This window comes from Nonomuraea sp. NPDC050536 (assembly GCF_044457685.1).
GTDB lineage: Bacteria > Actinomycetota > Actinomycetes > Streptosporangiales > Streptosporangiaceae > Nonomuraea.
Window position 1 is genome coordinate 236,680 of sequence record NZ_JBITHD010000002.1, and the last position, 17,831, is coordinate 254,510.

General features: G+C 70.2%; 20 protein-coding genes. 9 read left to right on the top strand and 11 right to left on the bottom strand.

Annotation, left to right across the window (positions count from 1 at the left end; all coding sequences use genetic code 11):
- Nucleotides 1-74: 74 nt before the first annotated feature.
- From ACIBHX_RS08100 to ACIBHX_RS08110, 3 genes are all read right to left on the bottom strand, one after another.
- Complete coding sequence (locus tag ACIBHX_RS08100; RefSeq protein ID WP_397065421.1) at nucleotides 75-872, bottom strand: SAM-dependent methyltransferase; 798 nt, start codon at nucleotides 870-872, stop codon at nucleotides 75-77.
- A gap of 201 nt (nucleotides 873-1,073) precedes the next feature.
- Entirely contained in the window at nucleotides 1,074-1,808 is a 735-nt protein-coding gene (locus ACIBHX_RS08105; RefSeq protein ID WP_397065423.1) for a polysaccharide deacetylase family protein, read from the bottom strand.
- Between the two features lie 100 nt (nucleotides 1,809-1,908).
- On the bottom strand, nucleotides 1,909-2,856 hold the full coding sequence (locus ACIBHX_RS08110) for an RDD family protein (RefSeq protein WP_397065425.1): 948 nt from the start codon (nucleotides 2,854-2,856) through the stop codon (nucleotides 1,909-1,911).
- Between the two features lie 31 nt (nucleotides 2,857-2,887).
- Here ACIBHX_RS08110 and ACIBHX_RS08115 point away from each other — a divergent pair, with 31 nt between their 5' ends.
- Nucleotides 2,888-3,880, top strand: a complete 993-nt coding sequence (locus ACIBHX_RS08115; RefSeq protein ID WP_397065426.1) for a stage II sporulation protein M — start codon at nucleotides 2,888-2,890, stop codon at nucleotides 3,878-3,880.
- On the opposite strand, the gene ACIBHX_RS08120 is transcribed toward ACIBHX_RS08115, so the two are convergent.
- Both ACIBHX_RS08120 and ahcY read right to left on the bottom strand, forming a co-directional pair.
- Nucleotides 3,881-5,188 carry an adenosylhomocysteinase gene (locus ACIBHX_RS08120; RefSeq protein WP_397066051.1) on the bottom strand — a complete coding sequence of 436 codons (1,308 nt, stop codon included), beginning with the start codon at nucleotides 5,186-5,188 and terminating at the stop codon, nucleotides 3,881-3,883.
- 264 nt (nucleotides 5,189-5,452) lie between these two features.
- The gene (gene ahcY / locus ACIBHX_RS08125; RefSeq protein WP_397065428.1) at nucleotides 5,453-6,880 is read right to left on the bottom strand and encodes an adenosylhomocysteinase; all 1,428 of its coding nucleotides are present in this window, start codon (nucleotides 6,878-6,880) and stop codon (nucleotides 5,453-5,455) included.
- A 158-nt stretch (nucleotides 6,881-7,038) separates the two neighbouring features.
- On the opposite strand from ahcY, the gene ACIBHX_RS08130 reads away from it, so the two are divergent.
- From ACIBHX_RS08130 to ACIBHX_RS08155, 6 genes are read left to right on the top strand one after another with little or no spacing between them, the layout of a single operon-like run.
- A complete protein-coding gene (locus ACIBHX_RS08130; protein ID WP_397065429.1) occupies nucleotides 7,039-7,386 on the top strand; it encodes a MerR family DNA-binding transcriptional regulator in 348 nt (115 codons plus the stop codon).
- Between the two features lie 36 nt (nucleotides 7,387-7,422).
- Nucleotides 7,423-7,659, top strand: coding sequence for a hypothetical protein (locus ACIBHX_RS08135; protein WP_397065431.1), 237 nt, complete (start codon nucleotides 7,423-7,425; stop codon nucleotides 7,657-7,659).
- Nucleotides 7,656-7,850, top strand: a complete 195-nt coding sequence (locus tag ACIBHX_RS08140) for a hypothetical protein (RefSeq protein WP_397065433.1) — start codon at nucleotides 7,656-7,658, stop codon at nucleotides 7,848-7,850. The genes ACIBHX_RS08135 and ACIBHX_RS08140 overlap by 4 nt, the downstream gene beginning before the upstream one ends.
- 35 nt (nucleotides 7,851-7,885) lie before the next feature.
- Entirely contained in the window at nucleotides 7,886-9,040 is a 1,155-nt protein-coding gene (locus ACIBHX_RS08145; RefSeq protein WP_397065435.1) for a sensor histidine kinase, read from the top strand.
- Nucleotides 9,037-9,690 carry a response regulator gene (locus ACIBHX_RS08150; RefSeq protein WP_397065437.1) on the top strand — a complete coding sequence of 218 codons (654 nt, stop codon included), beginning with the start codon at nucleotides 9,037-9,039 and terminating at the stop codon, nucleotides 9,688-9,690. The genes ACIBHX_RS08145 and ACIBHX_RS08150 overlap by 4 nt, the downstream gene beginning before the upstream one ends.
- Before the next feature lie 21 nt (nucleotides 9,691-9,711).
- Entirely contained in the window at nucleotides 9,712-10,167 is a 456-nt protein-coding gene (locus tag ACIBHX_RS08155; protein ID WP_397065438.1) for a GerMN domain-containing protein, read from the top strand.
- 32 nt (nucleotides 10,168-10,199) lie between these two features.
- Here the strand turns inward: ACIBHX_RS08155 and ACIBHX_RS08160 are convergent, their stop codons facing one another.
- Nucleotides 10,200-11,282, bottom strand: a complete 1,083-nt coding sequence (locus ACIBHX_RS08160) for an alpha/beta hydrolase (protein WP_397065439.1) — start codon at nucleotides 11,280-11,282, stop codon at nucleotides 10,200-10,202.
- A 148-nt stretch (nucleotides 11,283-11,430) separates the two neighbouring features.
- Between ACIBHX_RS08160 and ACIBHX_RS08165 the strand changes: the two genes are divergently transcribed.
- Nucleotides 11,431-13,254 (top strand): phosphatidylglycerol lysyltransferase domain-containing protein, encoded by a 1,824-nt coding sequence (locus ACIBHX_RS08165; RefSeq protein ID WP_397065440.1) that lies wholly within the window; start codon nucleotides 11,431-11,433, stop codon nucleotides 13,252-13,254.
- Here the strand turns inward: ACIBHX_RS08165 and ACIBHX_RS08170 are convergent.
- From ACIBHX_RS08170 to ACIBHX_RS08190, 5 genes are read right to left on the bottom strand one after another with little or no spacing between them, the layout of a single operon-like run.
- Nucleotides 13,209-14,135 carry a cation diffusion facilitator family transporter gene (locus ACIBHX_RS08170; protein WP_397065441.1) on the bottom strand — a complete coding sequence of 309 codons (927 nt, stop codon included), beginning with the start codon at nucleotides 14,133-14,135 and terminating at the stop codon, nucleotides 13,209-13,211. The two genes, ACIBHX_RS08165 and ACIBHX_RS08170, sit on opposite strands and share 46 nt — an antisense overlap.
- Nucleotides 14,136-14,184: 49 nt before the next feature.
- The gene (locus ACIBHX_RS08175; protein ID WP_397065443.1) at nucleotides 14,185-15,291 is read right to left on the bottom strand and encodes a bifunctional phosphoglucose/phosphomannose isomerase; all 1,107 of its coding nucleotides are present in this window, start codon (nucleotides 15,289-15,291) and stop codon (nucleotides 14,185-14,187) included.
- A 6-nt stretch (nucleotides 15,292-15,297) separates the two neighbouring features.
- Nucleotides 15,298-15,471: a Trm112 family protein gene (locus ACIBHX_RS08180; protein WP_397066052.1), complete on the bottom strand. Its 174-nt coding sequence runs from the start codon at nucleotides 15,469-15,471 to the stop codon at nucleotides 15,298-15,300.
- Nucleotides 15,468-16,808 (bottom strand): phosphomannomutase/phosphoglucomutase, encoded by a 1,341-nt coding sequence (locus tag ACIBHX_RS08185; RefSeq protein WP_397065445.1) that lies wholly within the window; start codon nucleotides 16,806-16,808, stop codon nucleotides 15,468-15,470. The genes ACIBHX_RS08180 and ACIBHX_RS08185 overlap by 4 nt, the downstream gene beginning before the upstream one ends.
- Before the next feature lie 38 nt (nucleotides 16,809-16,846).
- Nucleotides 16,847-17,212: a DUF3499 domain-containing protein gene (locus ACIBHX_RS08190; RefSeq protein ID WP_397065447.1), complete on the bottom strand. Its 366-nt coding sequence runs from the start codon at nucleotides 17,210-17,212 to the stop codon at nucleotides 16,847-16,849.
- Between the two features lie 214 nt (nucleotides 17,213-17,426).
- Between ACIBHX_RS08190 and ACIBHX_RS08195 the strand changes: the two genes are divergently transcribed.
- Entirely contained in the window at nucleotides 17,427-17,819 is a 393-nt protein-coding gene (locus tag ACIBHX_RS08195) for a metallopeptidase family protein (protein ID WP_397066054.1), read from the top strand.
- Nucleotides 17,820-17,831 lie beyond the last annotated feature (12 nt).

Sequence of the window (17,831 nt, forward strand, 5' to 3'; positions counted from 1 at the left end):
GCTTGCGATGGCTCAACACTCGCGGAGGGCGCTTAAGGTCTGCTTCCGCTCGCCTTAAGGGCCGTGATGCCCGGCTAGGGTTTGCGGCCCACCGCGCAGAACTGGTACACCTCGGCCGGCGGCCCGTCCACGGCCGAGATGACCGGGCGCCACCGCGAGCACGACACCACGCCCGGCTCGAGCAGGTCGAACCCGTCGAAGAACGAGGCGATCTCCTCGGCACTGCGCAGGCACATGGGCGCCACGCCCGCCTCGTTGCTCATGCGGACCGACTCGCGCGCGGCGTCGCCGTTGATCTCGGCCGTCGGATGCGCGATGGCCAGGTAGCTCCCCGAGGGGACCGCGTCCTTGATGCGGCCGACCACCTCGTGCGCCTGGTCGTCGTCGACGATGAAGTTGACGATGCCCAGCATCATCACCGCGATCGGCTCGGAGAAGTCCAGCGACTTGGCGGCGCCGTCCAGCACGGCGTCCACGTCGCGCACGTCGGCCTGGATGTAGTCGGTGACGCCCCCGGGCGACGACGTCAGCAGCGCGTTGGCGTGCGCCAGCACCAGCGGGTCGTTGTCGACGTACACGATGCGGCTTTCCTGAGCCAGGCGCTGCGCGACCTCGTGGGTGTTGTCGGCGGTCGGCAGGCCGGTGCCGAGGTCCAGGAACTGCCGCACGCCGCCGTCGGTGACCATGTGCGTCACGGCGCGCCCGAGGAAGGCCCGGTCGGCGCGCGCCGAGGTGACGATGTCGGGCAGCAACGCGCGGATCTGGTCGCCCAGCTCGCGGTCGGCGGTGTAGTTGTCCTTCCCGCCGAGCCAGTAGTTCCACACCCTCGCGGTGTGCGGAATCCCCGTGTTCAACCGCGACTCGTCGCTCATGATCCGGACCATATCGCTTGATTACTGCTTTTGTACGAGAAGTTCTGGTACGGCAAGCCACCCCACCGGCCGCCCGCCGCACTCCGGCTGAGGGCCCGTGAGCGGCGCTTCCGGCGAGTCGGGGACTGTCACCCGCCGCCACGGCGCACGGGATCCTGGCTTAGAGCCCCTAACGCAATGAGACGGGGGGCCAGACCCATGTCAACGACGTTGCAAAGCGAGCAACTCTGAGACCGTGACGAATCGGTATCCCTGGTCACGGAGGCCAGTGATCAGGCCCTTGATGGCTTCGCGAGTGTTCCGCCCACTGGCGTACCAGGGGTGGAGCAAGATGATCGATCCTGGCTTTGTCTCCTTGCGCACAGCCGCGACGATCTCGGTGGCGGTTGGAATCTTGCCCGAGTCCGGCTCCACGTCCCACATCACCGTGCGCCTCTGGTTGTCGGCCAGATACAGCGGTAGCACCAGCAATTTCTTGCCCGTCGGCGGACGGAACAGGATCTCGCCGCGCTGCCCAGCCATCCGGATGGCCGCATCGGTGCGTTCAACCTCACTCGCCACGGTGGCGGGGGAAACGAAGACCATTCGCCGATGGGTATAGGTGTGGTTGGCGAGCTGGTGGCCTGCGGTGACCAGCGCCTGCGCGTCCCGCGGCCGGGCCTCGACCTGAGAGCCGATGACGAAGAACGTCGCGCGAACGCGCTGCTCGGCGAGGACGTCGATGATCTCGGGGGTGTGCTCGTCAGGGCCGTCGTCGAAGGTCAGGGCAACGACCTTCTCGTCGGTCGCCACCCGGTCGGTCAGGTCTCCCGCCAGTTGGAAGGTCCGGGCGTTCATCAGCTGATACAGGCCCATCGATCCAAGGAAGAGGATGGCGAGGAGGGCCACGAGAAGCTTGAGCCATCTTCTCCGCACGGTCCTTTCGGCTGCGTTCATGGGTGATCATGGAACCACAAGCCAGGGAACCCCGGTAACCGCGCCCAGACAACCGAAGGCGGGAGCCGTCCGCGCGACGGAGTCATTCTGTTAGAACTTCTTACTGGGGCGGAGCGAACCCGCCTGGCGTCGTCCGCGGTGGCTCGGCCGCCGGCGGGACGGGCTGCGGAGCGGGTGGCGGGTACCTGGTGGAAGGGGCGTAGCCGGGCGGCGGCGCGTACTGAGGCTGTGGGGCGTAGCCGGGTGATGGCGCGTAGGGGGCCGTGGGCCGGTTGGGGGCTTGGGGTGGCGCGTGGTGGCCGTTGCGGGCGGCCAGCCGTACCTCGTCGCGGCGGCGGCGCTCGGCCAGGACGGCGCTCAGGAAGGCGTGCGGCGGGACCCCGGGCGGCGGCGCGGGCGAGACCGTGGCCGCGACCTGGGCGGCGATGCGCGAGCCCATCTCGTGCTGCACCATCGGCGCCAGGTCGTACCAGCGCATGAGGTACTGCCTGGCGGCGGCCGCCACCTCGTCGGGCAGCTGCGACAGCTCAAGCGTCGAGGCCCAGGCGGCCAGCGGCGGCGGCATCTGGATGGCCTGCGAGCGGTCGACCGGCGCGCGGTCGGAGATCACGATGGTCCCGGCGAAGATGTCGCCGAGCCGCTTGCCGCGCTGCGAGACCAGCGAGGAGATCAGCGCGGGAGCCCCGTAGAGCAGCCAGAACTCCACCAGCCCGGCCAGCCCGCGGAACAGCGCCTGGCGGAAGCGCTCAGGGCTGCCGTCGTCGCCCACCACGCGCAGCCCGAGCGCCAGCTTGCCGAGGCTGCGCCCCCTGGTCAGGGTCTCGAAGAGCACCGGGTAGCCCACCATGACGAGCACCATCACGACGATCGAGATCGCCGCGAACAGCGCCGCGTCGGTGACGATGGCGAACGCCTCGAGCACCATGAAGGCCACCACCATCACCGTGACCTGCACGGCCAGGTCGATGACCAGCGCCACCGCGCGTGAGGGCAGCTGCGCCACCCGCACCTCGACGACGACGGCATCCCCGGTTACCACCTCGGACATACGTGGAGCCTAACCGGGCCACAATGGTCCGGTGGACATCGATGCGTTTGTCACCGCACACCGCCCGGTATGGGACAGGCTGGAGCACCTGGTCAGGCGCCGGTCGTCGCTGACGGGCGCCGAGGTCGACGAGCTGGTCGACCTCTACCAGCGGGTGTCCACACACCTGTCGATCGTCCGCAGCGCCTCGACCGACGCGCTGCTGGCGGGCAGGCTGTCGGCGCTGGTGGCCAGGGCCAGGTCGGCCGTGACCGGCGCGCACACCCCGGCCTGGCGGGAGCTGACGCGGTTCTTCACCGTGTCGTTCCCCGTCGTGGCCTACCGGGCGCGGTGGTGGTGGCTGAGCACGGCCGTGGCCTTCTTCGCCGTCTCCTGGATCGCGGGCGCGTGGGTCGCGGGGAATCCCGAGGTGCAGCGGGCGATCGCCTCGCCCCAGGAGATCACGCAGCTGGTCGAGCACGACTTCGCCGACTACTACTCCGAGAACCCGGCGGCCTCCTTCGCCGGCCACGTCTGGGTGAACAACGCGTGGGTGGCCGCGCTGATGATCATCTCGGCGATCCTGGTGGGGCTGCCGATCCCGTACCTGATACTGCAGAACGCGCTGAACGTGGCCGTCAGCGGGGGGCTGATGGCCTCGCGCGGCAAGCTCGACATCTTCTTCGGCCTGATCACCCCGCACGGCCTGCTGGAGCTGACCGCGGTGTTCCTGGCGGCCGCGGTGGGCATGCGGCTGGGCTGGACCGTGATCGATCCCGGGCCGCGAAGACGGGTCGAGGCGCTGGCCGAGCAGGGGCGCGCGGTGATGAGCGTGGCGCTCGGCCTGGTGGTGGTGCTGTTCGTGTCCGGGCTGATCGAGGCGTTCGTCACGCCCTCGGGCCTGCCGACGCCCGTCCGCATCGGCATCGGCGTGCTGGCCGAGGTGGCCTTCCTCGGCTACATCGTGGTCTTCGGCCGCCGCGCCGTACAGCAGCGGGAGACGGGCGACATCGAGCACGCCCCCGACGTGGCCCCGAGCGCCTGATCAGGAGCCGACGCGCCAGGAGTGCAGGTACTCCTCCTGCGCCGGGGTGAGCGCGTCGATGCCGATGCCGGTGGCCGCCAGCCTGAGCCTGGCCACCTCGTGGTCGATCTCCTCGGGCACGTCGTAGACGCCGGGCGCCAGCCGTACGCGCTCGTTGACCAGCCACTCCACGGCCAGCGCCTGCGCGGAGAAGGACATGTCCATGACCGCGGCCGGGTGGCCCTCGGCGGCGGTCAGGTTGACCAGGCGGCCCTCGGCCAGCAGGAGCAGGCGGCGGCCGTCGGGCAGGACGTACTCGTCGGTGTTCGGCCTGACCCCGCTGTGCACCTCGGCGGCCAGGTCCGCCAGCGCGCGAACGTCGATCTCCACGTCGAAGTGCCCGGCGTTGGCCAGGATCGCGCCGTCGCGCATCCGCTCCAGGTGCTCGGCGCGGATCACGTCGCGGTTGCCCGTGACGGTGACGAACAGGTCGCCCAGCTCGGCCGCCTCGGCCATCGGGCGCACCTCGTAGCCCTGCAACGTGGCGTCCAGCGCCTTGACCGCGTCGATCTCGGTGACGATCACCCGCGCGCCGAACCCCTTGGCCCGCTCGGCCACCCCGCGCCCGCAGTAGCCGAACCCGGCCACCACGACCGTCCGCCCGGCCAGCATGGTGTTGGTGGCCCGCATGATGCCGTCGAGCGTGGACTGCCCGGTGCCGTAGCGGTTGTCGAACATCCGCTTGGTCCGCGTGTCGTTCACGGCCACCACGGGGAAGCGCAGCGCGTCCTCGGCCGCCATCTGGCGCAGCCGGATGATGCCCGTCGTGGTCTCCTCGCAGCCGCCGCTCACCTGGTCGAGCAGGTCGGTGCGCTCGGTGTGCAGGATGTTGACCAGGTCGCACCCGTCGTCGAGCACCAGGTCGGGCCCCAGGTCGAGCGCCTGGTGGATGTGCCGGTAGTAGGTGGCGCGGTCGACACCGGCCCTGGCGTGCACCGCGATGCCGTACTCGCGCAGCGCCTCGGCCACGTCGTCCTGCGTCGAGAGCGGGTTCGAGGCGGCCAGCGCGATCTCGGCCCCGCCGGCGTGCAGCGCGCCCATCAGCACGGCGGTCTCCGCCGTCACGTGCAGGCAGGCGGCGATCTTCAGCCCGTCGAAGGGCCGCTCCGCCGCGAACCGCTCCCCGATCGCGGTCAGCACCGGCATCGACCGCCCCGCCCAGGCGATCTGGCCCTCACCCCGGCCTTGTCCGGTCACAGCTCTCCTAAGATCTTTTACGGCAAGCCGAGCCCACCGCCACCCGCCGCACTTCGGCCGGCCCCCGTCCAGGGAGACGCTCCTCCGGCGATGCGGGGTTGCCCACCGCTACGACCCTCAGGAACCCGCCCGACCGCCCCCGGAACCACGTCGAGCAGGGTCGGCGCGAGAGACGTCGGCGCCCGGGGTGGGAAGCGAAGGACCCGGCCCATCGTGCGCACGTCACGGCGATCAACCCCGCATCACCGGAGTGGCGTGCTTGGACCGAGCCCGGCCCTGTACGGCGAGGGCCGTATCGCCGGCCTCGCCGTACAAGAAATGATCCCCAGAAGAAGATCAGTACCGGTAGTGGTCGGACTTGTAGGGGCCCTCGACGTCGACGCCGATGTACTCGGCCTGGTCCTTGGTGAGGCGGGTCAGCTTGACGCCCAGGGCGTCGAGGTGGAGGCGGGCGACCTTCTCGTCCAGGTGCTTGGGCAGCGTGTACACGCCGATCGGGTACTCGTCCGTCTTGGTGAACAGCTCGATCTGAGCGATCACCTGGTTGGTGAACGAGTTGGACATGACGAACGACGGGTGGCCGGTGGCGCAGCCGAGGTTCATCAGGCGGCCCTCGGCCAGGACGATGATCGAGTGGCCGTCAGCGAAGACCCACTCGTCGACCTGCGGCTTGATGTTGTTCCTGGTGATGCCGGGGGTCTTGGCGAGCCCGGCCATGTCGATCTCGTTGTCGAAGTGGCCGATGTTGGACACGATCGCCTGGTGCTTCATCTGGGCCATGTGGTCGGCCCGGATGATGTTGAAGTTGCCGGTCGTGGTGACGAAGATGTCGGCGATGCCGACGACGTCCTCCAGCGTGGTGACCTGGAAGCCATCCATGGCCGCCTGCAGGGCGCAGATCGGGTCGATCTCGGTCACGATGACGCGGGCGCCCTGGCCGCGCAGCGCGTCGGCGCAGCCCTTGCCGACGTCGCCGTAGCCGCAGACCACGGCCACCTTGCCGCCGATCAGCACGTCGGTGGCGCGGTTGAGGCCGTCGATGACGGAGTGGCGGCAGCCGTACTTGTTGTCGAACTTGGACTTGGTGACCGAGTCGTTGACGTTGATGGCCGGGAACAGCAGCTGGCCGTTCTTGAACATCTCGTACAGGCGGTGGACACCGGTGGTGGTCTCCTCCGTCACGCCCTTGATCTGCTCGGCCGTCCTGGTCCACCGCTTCTCGTCGGTGACCGTGCGCTTGAGCAGGTCGATGATGACGTGCCACTCCTCCGGGTCGTCCTCGGTGGCGGAGGGCACGGCGCCGGCCTTCTCGTACTCGGCGCCCTTGTGGACGAGGAGCGTGGCGTCGCCGCCGTCGTCGAGGATCATGTTGGGGCCGTCACCGCCGGGCCAGTTGAGGGCCTGGTCGGTGCACCACCAGTACTCCTCCAGCGTCTCCCCCTTCCAGGCGAAGACGGGCACACCCTGCGGGTCGTCGACGGTGCCGTTGGGGCCGACGGCGACCGCGGCGGCGGCGTGGTCCTGGGTGGAGAAGATGTTGCAGGACACCCAGCGCACCTCGGCGCCGAGCGCGACCAGCGTCTCGATGAGGACGGCGGTCTGGATCGTCATGTGCAGCGAGCCCATGATCTTCGCGCCGCGCAGGGGCTGGGAGGCCGCGTACTCCTCGCGAACCGCCATGAGGCCGGGCATCTCGTGCTCGGCGAGCCGGATCTCCTTGCGGCCGAAGTCGGCTAGTGAAAGGTCGGCGACCTTGAAGTCCATCGGGTTTTCCCCTCGCGTCACGATGCTTGTCGACGACGAGTTTAGGCGCCGACCCGACAAGGTCGCATCACAGGACGCGCGAATCTGACGTAAGAATGTAAGGATGCGGATGACAGCTCTTCGAATCACAGCCCGCCGGGCGGCCTCAGGGGTTCGCTGTGCGGATCACTGAGGCCGCCAGGCGGCTGGGCATGTCCCCCCGGATGCTGCGATACCGGGAGGCGCTGGGCCTGTTGCCGCCTGTCAGGGAGCAGGGCGCGCACCGGCGGTTCGGCGCCGACGAGCTGGCCGCCGTGGCGCAGGGGGTCGAACTGGAGAAGCGCTTCGACGTCTCCCCCGCCGAGCTGGCCTTCGGGCTGCGCGTGCTGACCGAGCCCGCGGTGGCCGCCGCGGTGCGCGATCTCGGGGTCCGCATCGGGCGCATCCAGGCGCCGCGCCGCGCCCTGGACTTCGACCAGGAGAAGGCGCTGCGGCTGCTGCGCGGCGGATATCGCTCGAAAGAGTGACTACGCCGGCGGCCCGCGCCGCGATGATCCTCCGCCATGAAGGTCTTTCTCGCCATGTCGGCCAAGGCCAGGGGGGCCGACCCGCGTGACGTGCCCAGAGCCGCGGCGGGCGAGCTCGGACTGAGCGGCTGCTACTCGCTGTTCACGGCCAGGAGCGCGGTGACGGGTCCCGCGGGGGCGGACCCGGTCTACCACGCCGAGACGCGGCGGCTCCGGAGCCGGGGATCGCCGGGGAGAGGGCGGCGGAGGTGCTGCGTGCCTGCGACGGCATGACCTCCGCCTACGAGAACGTCGCCCCGCACACGCCGCTCCGAGCACGCCCCTCGCTCGGTGGCCATGGCGGCGAGATCCTGCGGGGCGGCTTCCTCTCCGGCATGGGCGCCACCTCCGAGGAGGCCGTACGGCGCAAGCTGAAGGCCCTGTTCCTCGGCAACGCCGACCCGCTCACCGCAGCGGCCGCCTAGTGGTTCACTCGACTACGACACCCCCGGAAGAGATCATGGACATGACTTGGGCCCAGGTGCGCGACAGGTTGCGCGAGCTCCCCGCGATGGACGTCGTGATCGCCGTCACGCTCGCGTTCATCGGCCTCGCCCAGACGCTTTCCAGACCCTCTGGGCTCGTCCTGCTCGGCGTGCTCGCGGCCACGCTGCCGCAGGCGCTGCGCCACACCCACCCGCCACTCTCCGCCCTGCTGCCGCTCGCCGGTGCAGCGCTGCTGTTCCTGGACGAGCCTTACCCGCAGCAGTGGCCGCTGGCCGTCTACGCGTCTGCCGCGCTCAGCTTCTACACACTGCTGAAGCTGGTCGACCGCCGCCTGGCCTGGATCGGGGGCACGCTGGTGACGCTGGGCGCGCTCGGCCTGGCCGTCGTGACGTGGTACTGGGAGGGCGTGGACTACGGCGTGACGAGGATGATGGTCTTCCTGGTCGCTGCGGCCGTGGTGGCCGGCGTGATCACGCTGCTGGCCGACGTGCGGCGCAGCCGTACCGAAGTGACGCAGGTAAGGGCGAGCAACCTGGAGACGCTACGCGAGCAGGCCGCGATGGCCGAGCGGGCCAGGATCGCGCGCGAGATGCACGACATCGTGGCACACTCCATCTCGATGATCGCCGTACAGGCCGAGAGCGCCCCCTACACGCTGGAGAACCTGGACGAGCCGGCCAAGCGGGAGTTCGCCGAGATCGCGGGCAGTGCGCGGCAGACGCTGTCGGAGATGCGCCGCCTGCTCGGCGTGCTGCGCGCCGACACGCCCAGGGTGCAGGAGACCGAGCCGCAGCCGGGGCTGGCCCGCCTGCCTGAGCTGTTCCGCGAGCACGGCGGGCCGGTGGACCTGGACGTGGTGGGCGAGCAGCGGCCGCTCCCGCAGGCGGTCGACCTGTCTGCGTACCGGATCATCCAGGAGGCGCTGACCAACGTGCGCGTGCACGCGCCGGGCGCGCGCGTCTCGATCGAGCTGGCCTACCGCCCTGACGTGCTGGTCATGCGCATCGCCGACGACGGCCCCGGCCCGGTGGCGACCGACCGCGGCTCGGCCTCGGGCCACGGCCTGGTCGGCATGCGCGAGCGCGCCCTGGGCCTGGGCGGCTGGTTCAACGCCGAACCCGGACCCGCGGGCGGGTTCCTGATCACCGTGGGGCTTCCGCTGGAATGAGCATCTCCGTCCTGATCGCCGACGACCAGCCCATCGTGCTGCGCGGGTTCGCCGCGGTGCTGCGCGCGCAGCCCGACATCACCGTCGCCGGCACGGCCGCCGACGGTCTGGAGGCCATACGGCTGGCCGAGGCGACCGAGCCGGACGTGGCGCTGCTCGACATCCGCATGCCCGAGCTGGACGGCATCTCGGCGGCCCGGCGGATCCTGGCCTCGGGCAGGACCAGAGCCATCATGATCACCACGTTCGACCTGGACGACTACGTCTACGACGCGCTATCCGCAGGGGCCAGCGGCTTCCTGCTCAAGGACGTCAGGGCCACCGAGCTGGCCGAGGCGGTCAGGACGGTGGCCCGCGGCGACGCGCTGCTCGCCCCGAAGATCACCCGGCGGCTCATCGCGGAGTTCGCCCGCCGCCGTCCGGTGGCACTGCCGGCCGAGCTGACGCCGCGCGAGGTGGAGGTGCTGCGGCTGATCGCCAGCGGCCTGTCCAACGCCGAGATCGCCGCCGAGCTCGTCCTCACCGAGCACACGGTCAAGACGCACGTGGGTCGCCTGCTGGCCAAGCTCGGCCTGCGCGACAGGACACAGGCCGTGATCCATGCCTACGAGACCGGACTGGTGAACCCGGCGGGCAGGCCGCGCATCTAACGGGCCATGAAGGAACTGCTCATGGCCACGGTTCTCGTGCTCTCACCTGCCCAGGCCGGGCAGGTGGTCAAGGTCTACTTCTCCACGGGCGACGGCATCCCCGGCAAGGTCGTCGCCGTCACCCGCACGGCGCCGCACGGCGGCATGGCCAGGTTCGCGATCGAGCAGCTGATCGCCGGGCCGACCAGGGCGGAGAAGCGGCGCGGGCTGTACTCCGATCTCGGCGGGCAGATCCGAGGCGGGTCCGACTGCGGCGCCGACTTCTCCCTCAAGATCAGGCGGGGCACCGCCACGCTGCGCTTCTGCCGTACGGTCTGGGGCAGCGGCGTGGGTGGCGAGGCCCGCATTCTACGCACGATCGAGACGACGCTCCGGCAGTTCTCATCGGTGAAAAAAGTCGTCACTTTGAACAAGGACGGCCGCTGCCTGTTCGACGAGACCGATGCCGGAACATCCTGCATCACAGGTCACGAGTAGCTGCATATTCTGAATATTCAACAATTGCCCCACTAGGAGGCGACGCCGTCCCCGGTGGGCTGCGTCGTGAGGCGCGCGGGCGCGGGCGCGTGCAGTTGCTGCACCAGCCACGGCAGCACCTGCGGCAGCTCGCGGTCCCAGGTGTTGAAGTTGTGCCCGCCACTCGGCAGGATCAGCGACGAGGCCTGCATCGGCGGCTTGACCGCGCCCAGGAAGGCCAGCGTCGACTTGTAGTTGGCCTCACCCTTCTTGCTGGAGGTGAGCAGCACGTTCACCGGCGGGGAGGGCATGTTGGCCAGGCGCCACATCAGGTCGTTCTTCTGCTCCAGCGACTTGTCGCCGCCGAACAGGTCGCCCGTGGTGCGGTCGATGATGGTCTTGTAGTAGCCGGACAGCGAGACCGCCGCCGAGTACTGGTCGGGATGGGTCATCGTGATCTTCAAGGCGCAGTACGCCCCGGTCGACCCGCCGATCATCCCCCAGTACTCCCGGTCGGGCGCCACCCGGTAGGAGGCCGCGAGCGCCTGCTTGACGTCGGTGGCGAAGTACGTCAGGACCTGCGGCCCGTTGGGCACGTCCACGCATTCGGTGTCGCGCGGCAGGACCACGCTGGGCCGCATCATGACCAGGATCGCCGGCGGAATCTGGTGCGCCGCGATCGCGTCTGCCATCCGGTTCGGCAGGTTCTCCCTGGTGATGAGGTTGCGCGGGTCACCCGGGTAGCCGGTCAGCGCCAGCACGACGGGAAACCGGTAGTCCTTCTTCTTGCCGTACGCCGACGGCAGCCAGATGTAGGCCTGCTCGCTCAGATGGGTGGTGGGACCGGGGATGATGACCTGCTCCAGGCGGCCGCCCTTGGCCGGACGGCTGGACAGCACCTGCACGCCCGAGGCGTGGCCGCCGCTGGCCAGCGTGATCGGCGCCGAACCCGTCTGGGTGCCGATCAGGTCGTCCCAAGAGCCGTAGAAGCCGAAGTAGTTGTTCACCAGCAGGCCGATCACGACCAACGTCAGCACCTGGTTCACCACCAGAGTCCCCACCCGGGCCAGCACGGCGCGCCAGCTCTTGCCCGCCAGGCGGGGCCAGAACCAGATCGTGCACGCCAACGCGGCCACCGCGAGTACTCCGACGAGAAGTTCCAGTTTTGTCGACGTGAGTCCCATGACGCCCCCGAATATTGATCGACCTTTGTTATGGATACTCGTCGGTTAGTAAGCGGCGAGTTAACTCGGTGATTACCGAAGCGGGCGTTAAATCTCGGTCGTGAAGAAGATCTCACGCCCCTGGGTACCGGCGGTCGCAGGATACGTGTCGCTGGTGATCGGCTTTCTCGACGTCCTCAAGGTGCTGAGCCCGCGCTTCGGGCAGAGCCGCGTGGCCGAGTGGTCCAGCGTCCTGCCCGGCATCGTCTCGACGGTGGCCAGGGCTTCGTCACTGGTCGTGGGAATCCTCCTGATCATGATCGCGCACGGGTTGCGCCGCAGGAAGGTACGCGCCTGGCGGGCCGTGGTGGTGCTGCTGCCGGTCAGCGCGATCGTGGAGACGATCATCCACCCGGGCCACCTGGCCACGGCGATACTCAGCCTGTTCCTGCTGGTGGGGCTGGTGCTGTCCAGGGACCAGTTCTACGCGCTGTCGGACCCGCGCACGCGCTGGGCGGCGCTGTGGAACCTGCTCGCCTTCGCCGCGCTCGACCTGGGTCTCGGCTACCTGCTGGTGAGCCGGCCCACCATCGAGGGCGACCCGGACCTCTACACCCGCATGGAGCACGTGGTGCTCGGCCTGATGGGCGTCGAGGGCGACGTGCACTACTCCGTCGCCCGGGTCTCCGACCTGGTCTACTTCGCGCTGGTCTTCCTCGGCGTGCTGACCGCTGTCACCACGCTCTACCTGGCTCTTCGGCCCGAGCGTCCGGTCGCCAGGCTCACCGCCGACGACGAGAAGAGCCTGCGCGAGCTGCTCGACCGGCACGGCGAGCGCGACTCGCTCGGCTACTTCGCGCTGCGCCGCGACAAGAGCGTGCTGTTCTCCCCGTCGGGCAAGGCGGCCATCGCCTACCGCGTGGTCTCCGGCGTCATGCTGGCCAGCGGCGACCCGATCGGCGACCCTGAGGCGTGGCCCGCGGCCATCAAGGTGTTCCTGTCCGAGGCCAGGCGGCACGCCTGGGTCCCCGCGGTCATCGGCTGCGGCGAGACCGGCGGCGAGGTGTGGACGCGCGAGGCGGGGATGTCGGCGCTGGAGATGGGCGACGAGGCCATCGTCGACGTGGCGGATTTCACACTCCAGGGCCGGGCCATGCGCAACGTCCGCCAGATGGCCAACCGCGTCGAGCGCGCCGGCTACAGCTGCCTCATGCGCCGGGTGAGCGATCTCCCTCAGGAGGAGCGCAACAAGATCAAGCAGGCCGCCGACTCCTGGCGCGGCGGCGAGACCGAACGGGGCTTCTCGATGGCGCTGGGCCGCTTCGGCGACCCCTCCGACACCGACTGCATCGTGGTGACCGCACACAAGGACGACGAGATCCGCGCCGTGCTGCACTACGTGCCGTGGGGACCGAACGGCATCTCGCTCGACCTGATGCGCCGTGACCGCGACGCCGAGCCCGGGCTCAACGAGCTGCTGATCGTCAAGACCCTGCAGGGCGCGCCCGAGTTCGGCATCGCGCACGTCTCGCTCAACTTCGCGATGTTCCGCGCGGCCCTGGCCGGCGGCGAGCGCCTGGGCGCGGGCCCGATCCTGCGGGCCTGGCGCGGCCTGCTGGTGCTGCTGTCGCGCTGGTACCAGATCGAGTCGCTCTACCGGTTCAACGCCAAGTTCCGCCCCAGCTGGGAGCCGCGCTTCCTGGTCTACCCGAAGGCCCGCGACCTGCCCAGGATCGCCGTCGGCGCCATGCAGGCCGAGGCCTTCATCACGCTGAGCCTCCCGCTAGGCCGCAAGAAGAGCCAGGAGTACGGCGAGGCCGCCACGGACCCCGAGCCCGCCCCGCCCGAGGAGCTCCCGGTGCCGGTCCCCCGGCGTACCGCGCCGAAGCAGCGGGGCACTCACCTGGTGCTGGTGCGCGAGCGGTCGAGGTCGGGCTCGAGGTAGATGACGCGCGCGATCGGCACGGCCTCCCTGACGCGCCGCTCGGCCTCGTCGATGCCCCTGGCCACGTCGGCCGCCGTGTCGTCGTGCGACACCGCGATCTTCGCGGCGACCAGCAGCTCCTCGGGCCCGAGGTGCATCGTGCGCATGTGGATGACGCGGTCGACCTCGGGCGCCGACTCCAGCGCGGCGCAGATCTGCTGCACGACCTCGGGCGAGGCGCCCTCGCCGAGCAGCAGCGACTTGGTCTCGATGGCCAGCACGGTGGCGATCACCGCGAGCAGCAGGCCGATCATCAGGGTGCCGACGCCGTCCCAGACACCGTTGCCGGTGACGACGGCCATCGTCACGCCGAACAGCGCGAAGATCAGGCCGAGCAGCGCGCCCAGGTCCTCCAGCAGGATGACGGGCAGCTCGGGCGACTTCGAACGCCGGACGAAGGCCACCCACGACTGGGTGCCCCGCAGCGGGTTCGACTCCTTGACCGCGGTGCGGAAGGAGAACCCCTCGGCCACGATCGCGAAGATCAGCACGGCGAACGCCCAGATCGGCGACTCCACCTCGTGCGGCGACATGATCTTGGAAACGCCCTCGTACAGCGAGAACGCCGCGCCGATCGTGAACAGCACGACCGCCACCACGAAGGCGTAGAAGTAGCGCTCGCGGCCGTAGCCGAACGGGTGCTCCCGGGTGCTGGCCCGCTCCGACCGCTTGCCGCCGACCAGCAGCAGCACCTGGTTGGCCGAGTCGGCCACGGAGTGGATGCCCTCGGCCAGCATCGAGGAGGACCCGGTGAAGAACGCGGCCACGAACTTCGACACCGCGATCGCCAGGTTGGCGCTCAACGCCGCGATGATTGCCTTGGTACCGCCGCTCGCGCTCACCGGTTTACTCCGCTCATAAAGATCACCTTCAAAGGCCCGAAAAGGGATCCTATTGCGAAATTCTGGCCTTGAGTTCGGTGATAGCCGTCACCGGGGTCGGGTCGATGCCGTAGCCCAGCGCCAGATAGGTGCTCGCGTAGTCGCCCAGCCCGATCAGCGAGGCCAGCCGCTCCAGCGGATGCGTCCCCTCGGCGGCCAGCTCCGTCACCGGCACGCCGCGGTCCTCCGCCAGCCGCAGCGACGCCTCGCGCCTGCGCGCGACCTGCGGGTGCTCCTCCGTGTCACGCAGCAGCACCAGCCGCAGCGTACGGCTGGCCGTGTCGGCGTAGATGTCGCGCTCGGCCAGCGCCCCGTCGAAGGCGACCACCTGGTTGTGGTTGGCCTCGGGCAGCTCGCCGAAGACGGCCGGGTACTTGCCGTTCTCGTTGAGCTGGCACGCCAGCCGGTAGGCCGCGACCGCCGCCGACGGCGAGGAGCCCCAGATCATCGGGACGCTCTCGGCCAGCTCGGCGGCCAGCGACTTGCCCGGGTTGATGAACGACTCGCTGGCGGGCCGGCACCGGTGGGCCATGTCCTCCAGCGTCTTGGCCACGTTCTCGAAAACGCCCGCGTCCGCGTGCGCCACGCCGAGCGCGACGGCCGCCGCGATCACCGGGGTCGTCAGCAGCCAGATGTTGGCCCTGGGCTGGCCGGTGGCGGGCACCGGCACGTACAGCCCCGAGGCCTGCGTGGCGATCGCCTCGAGTGGCGAGTCGGGGCTGCCCACGGCCAGCAGCGTGCAGCCGCGGCGGACCGCCTCGGTGGCGGCCGACAGCGTCTCCTCGGTCCTGCCGGAGCAGGACACCGCGATCACCAGGTCGGTGGCGCCCACCCAGCCGGGCAGCTGGTAGCCGCGGACGGTCAGGACCGGCAGCGGCGCGCTGTAGCCGCAGACCGCGGCCAGGATGTCGCCGGCGATCGCCGAGCCGCCCATCCCGACGACCACGATCGCCCGCGGACGGCCCGCGCCGCCGAGGCGCTCGACGCCCGCCTCGAGGGCGACCCGGTAACCGGTGCGCACCTGCGCCGCGGAGGCCGCCACGGCGGGCAGCATCCCGCCGGGGTCGCCCGCGGTCAGGTGCTCCTGGTCGTCGAGCCGTTCGGTGAGGAACTCCATCGAGCCCTACGGCTTCCGAGCCTCGTCGACCAGCAGGACAGGGATCTCGTCGCGCACCGGGTAGATCAGGCCGCAGCCCGTGCAGGCCAGCTCGTCGGCCTCGCTCTCGGCGCGCAGCGGCGACTTGCACGCCGGGCAGGCCAGGATCTCCAGCAGCCAGTCGTCGATCTTCACGTTCAGCTCCTTACGACAGCGAGGACTTCGTCCCTGATCGCCGCCATCTTGCTCTCGTCGGTCGCCTCGGCATTCAGCCTGAGCAGCGGCTCGGTGTTGGACGCACGCAGATTGAACCACCAGCCCGCACCCGTCACGGTAAGCCCGTCGAGCTCGTCGAGGGTGCCGCGTTCGCCGAAGGCGTGCCGTACCTTCGACAGCGCGAGCGCCTGGTCGGCGACCGTGCTGTTGATCTCGCCGGAGGCGTGGTAGCGCGAGTAGGTCTCCACGACCCGCGACAGCGGCCGCTCCTGCTCGCCCAGCGCGGCCAGCACGTGCATGGCGGCCAGCATCCCCGAGTCGGCGAACCAGAAGTCGCGGAAGTAGTAGTGGGCGGAGTGTTCTCCGCCGAAGACGGCGTCGGTGCGGGCCATCTCGGCCTTGATGAAGGAGTGGCCGACACGGGTGCGCACCGGCGCGCCGCCGTGCTCGCGGACGATCTCCGGGACCCCCAGCGAGGTGATCAGGTTGTGGATGATCGTCGCGCCCGGATGCTTGGCCAGCTCCCGCGCGGCCACCAGCGCGGTCACCGCGGACGGCGAGACCGACTCGCCGCGCTCGTCGATCACCCAGCACCGGTCGGCGTCGCCGTCGAAGGCCAGGCCCAGGTCGGCGCCCGTCTCCACGACCGCGCGCTGCAGGTCGACCAGGTTGGCCGGCTCGAGCGGGTTGGCCTCGTGGTTGGGGAAGGAGCCGTCGAGCTCGAAGTAGAGCGGAACCACCTCGACCGGCAGTCCCGCGAAGACGGCGGGCACGGTGTGGCCGCCCATGCCGTTGCCCGCGTCGACGACGGCCTTCAGCGGCCGGATCGCCGACAGGTCGACCAGCGTGCGCAGGTGCTCGGCGTAGCCGAGGAGCAGGTCCTTCTCGATCACCGAGCCGGTCGCCTCGCCGACCTCGCCGAGCAGCTCCGCGGCGCGGTCGCGGATCTCGACCAGGCCGGTGTCGGCGCCGATCGGCACCGCGCCGGCGCGGCACATCTTCATGCCGTTGTAGCGGGCCGGGTTGTGGCTGGCGGTGAACATCACGCCGGGCAGGCCCAGGCTGCCGGAGGCGTAGTAGAGCAGGTCGGTGGAGCCGAGCCCGGCGTTGATCACGTCGGCGCCGCGCGCGGTGGCACCGCGGATGAACGCGGCCGACAGCGGGACGGACGACTCGCGCATGTCGTGCGCGACGACGGCGGACCTCGCGCCGGTCACCTCGACGAAGGCGGCGCCCACGGCCTCGGCCGTCCGCTCGTCGAACTCGTCGGGTACGACGCCGCGCACGTCGTACGCCTTGAAGATCTTGGCGAGGTCGCCCACTCCAGCTCCGCCCCTAGGTCGTCTTCTGCAGAACGAGCCTACCGGTCGCGGTGCTGCTGGGCCGACCGCAGAACACGCAGGTGTCCTCGGCGGCCGACCTCCACTCCCTGGCCCACGGGCTCGCCACCCGCCGGGGCCGGCCTGGCGGCCTCCCTGACGGCGTTGGCCAGCGCCTCGAGGTCGTCGGAGCTGGGTGAGTTGCCGTCCGTCGGCAGCCGCACGACCTCCCAGCCGCGGGGGGCGGTCAGCCGCTCGGCGTGTTCGGCGCACAGGTCATAGCAGTGTGGCTCGGCGTACGTCGCCAGGGGGCCGAGAACAGCGGTCGAGTCGGCGTACACGTACGTGAGCGTGAAGACGGCAGGCTGGCTGCAAGCGGTGCGGGAACAGCGACGGACGGGGCTCACGGAGGGACCGTATCTGGTAAGAGTGCCAGGCGCCACTATCTGAGCGCTCTTAACGAGCGTGTCGCCACAATTCGGACACCTGTCGCAGCCTTTCCACCGACATGCCGTCCTTGAGCACGTGCCAACTAGAGCGTGCCAACTAGGCTGTCCCGAATAGACTGAGCCGGTGACACAGAAGCGCGGCCCCAGGCGGCGCGACAGGCATGGTCGCGGCATGCGCGGACCGCTGGCGCCATCGCACGTACCGATCGCCCGCTCGCGCAGCGAACGCTTCGACGACCTCGTGCTCGACGCGGTCGACCGGCTCCGCCCGCAGTGGGGCAGGCAGCTGTCCGCGGTGGAGTTCGCGGTCGAGGACGTGCCGCCGCTGAGCGAGCTCGGCGACGGGCCCGGCCTGGGCGAAGGACCGATCCCGTTCGGCCGCGCCGATCCCGCGCGTGGCCAGGACCCCGCCGCCGTGGTGATCTACCGCCGCCCGCTCGAGGCCCGCTCCCGCGACCGCGACACGCTCGGCGCGCTGGTCCACGACACGGTCGTGGAGCAGGTCGCGACCCTGCTCGGCCTCTCGCCCGACACGGTCGACCCCGGCTACGACGACCGCCGCTGACGCCCTCCCGGT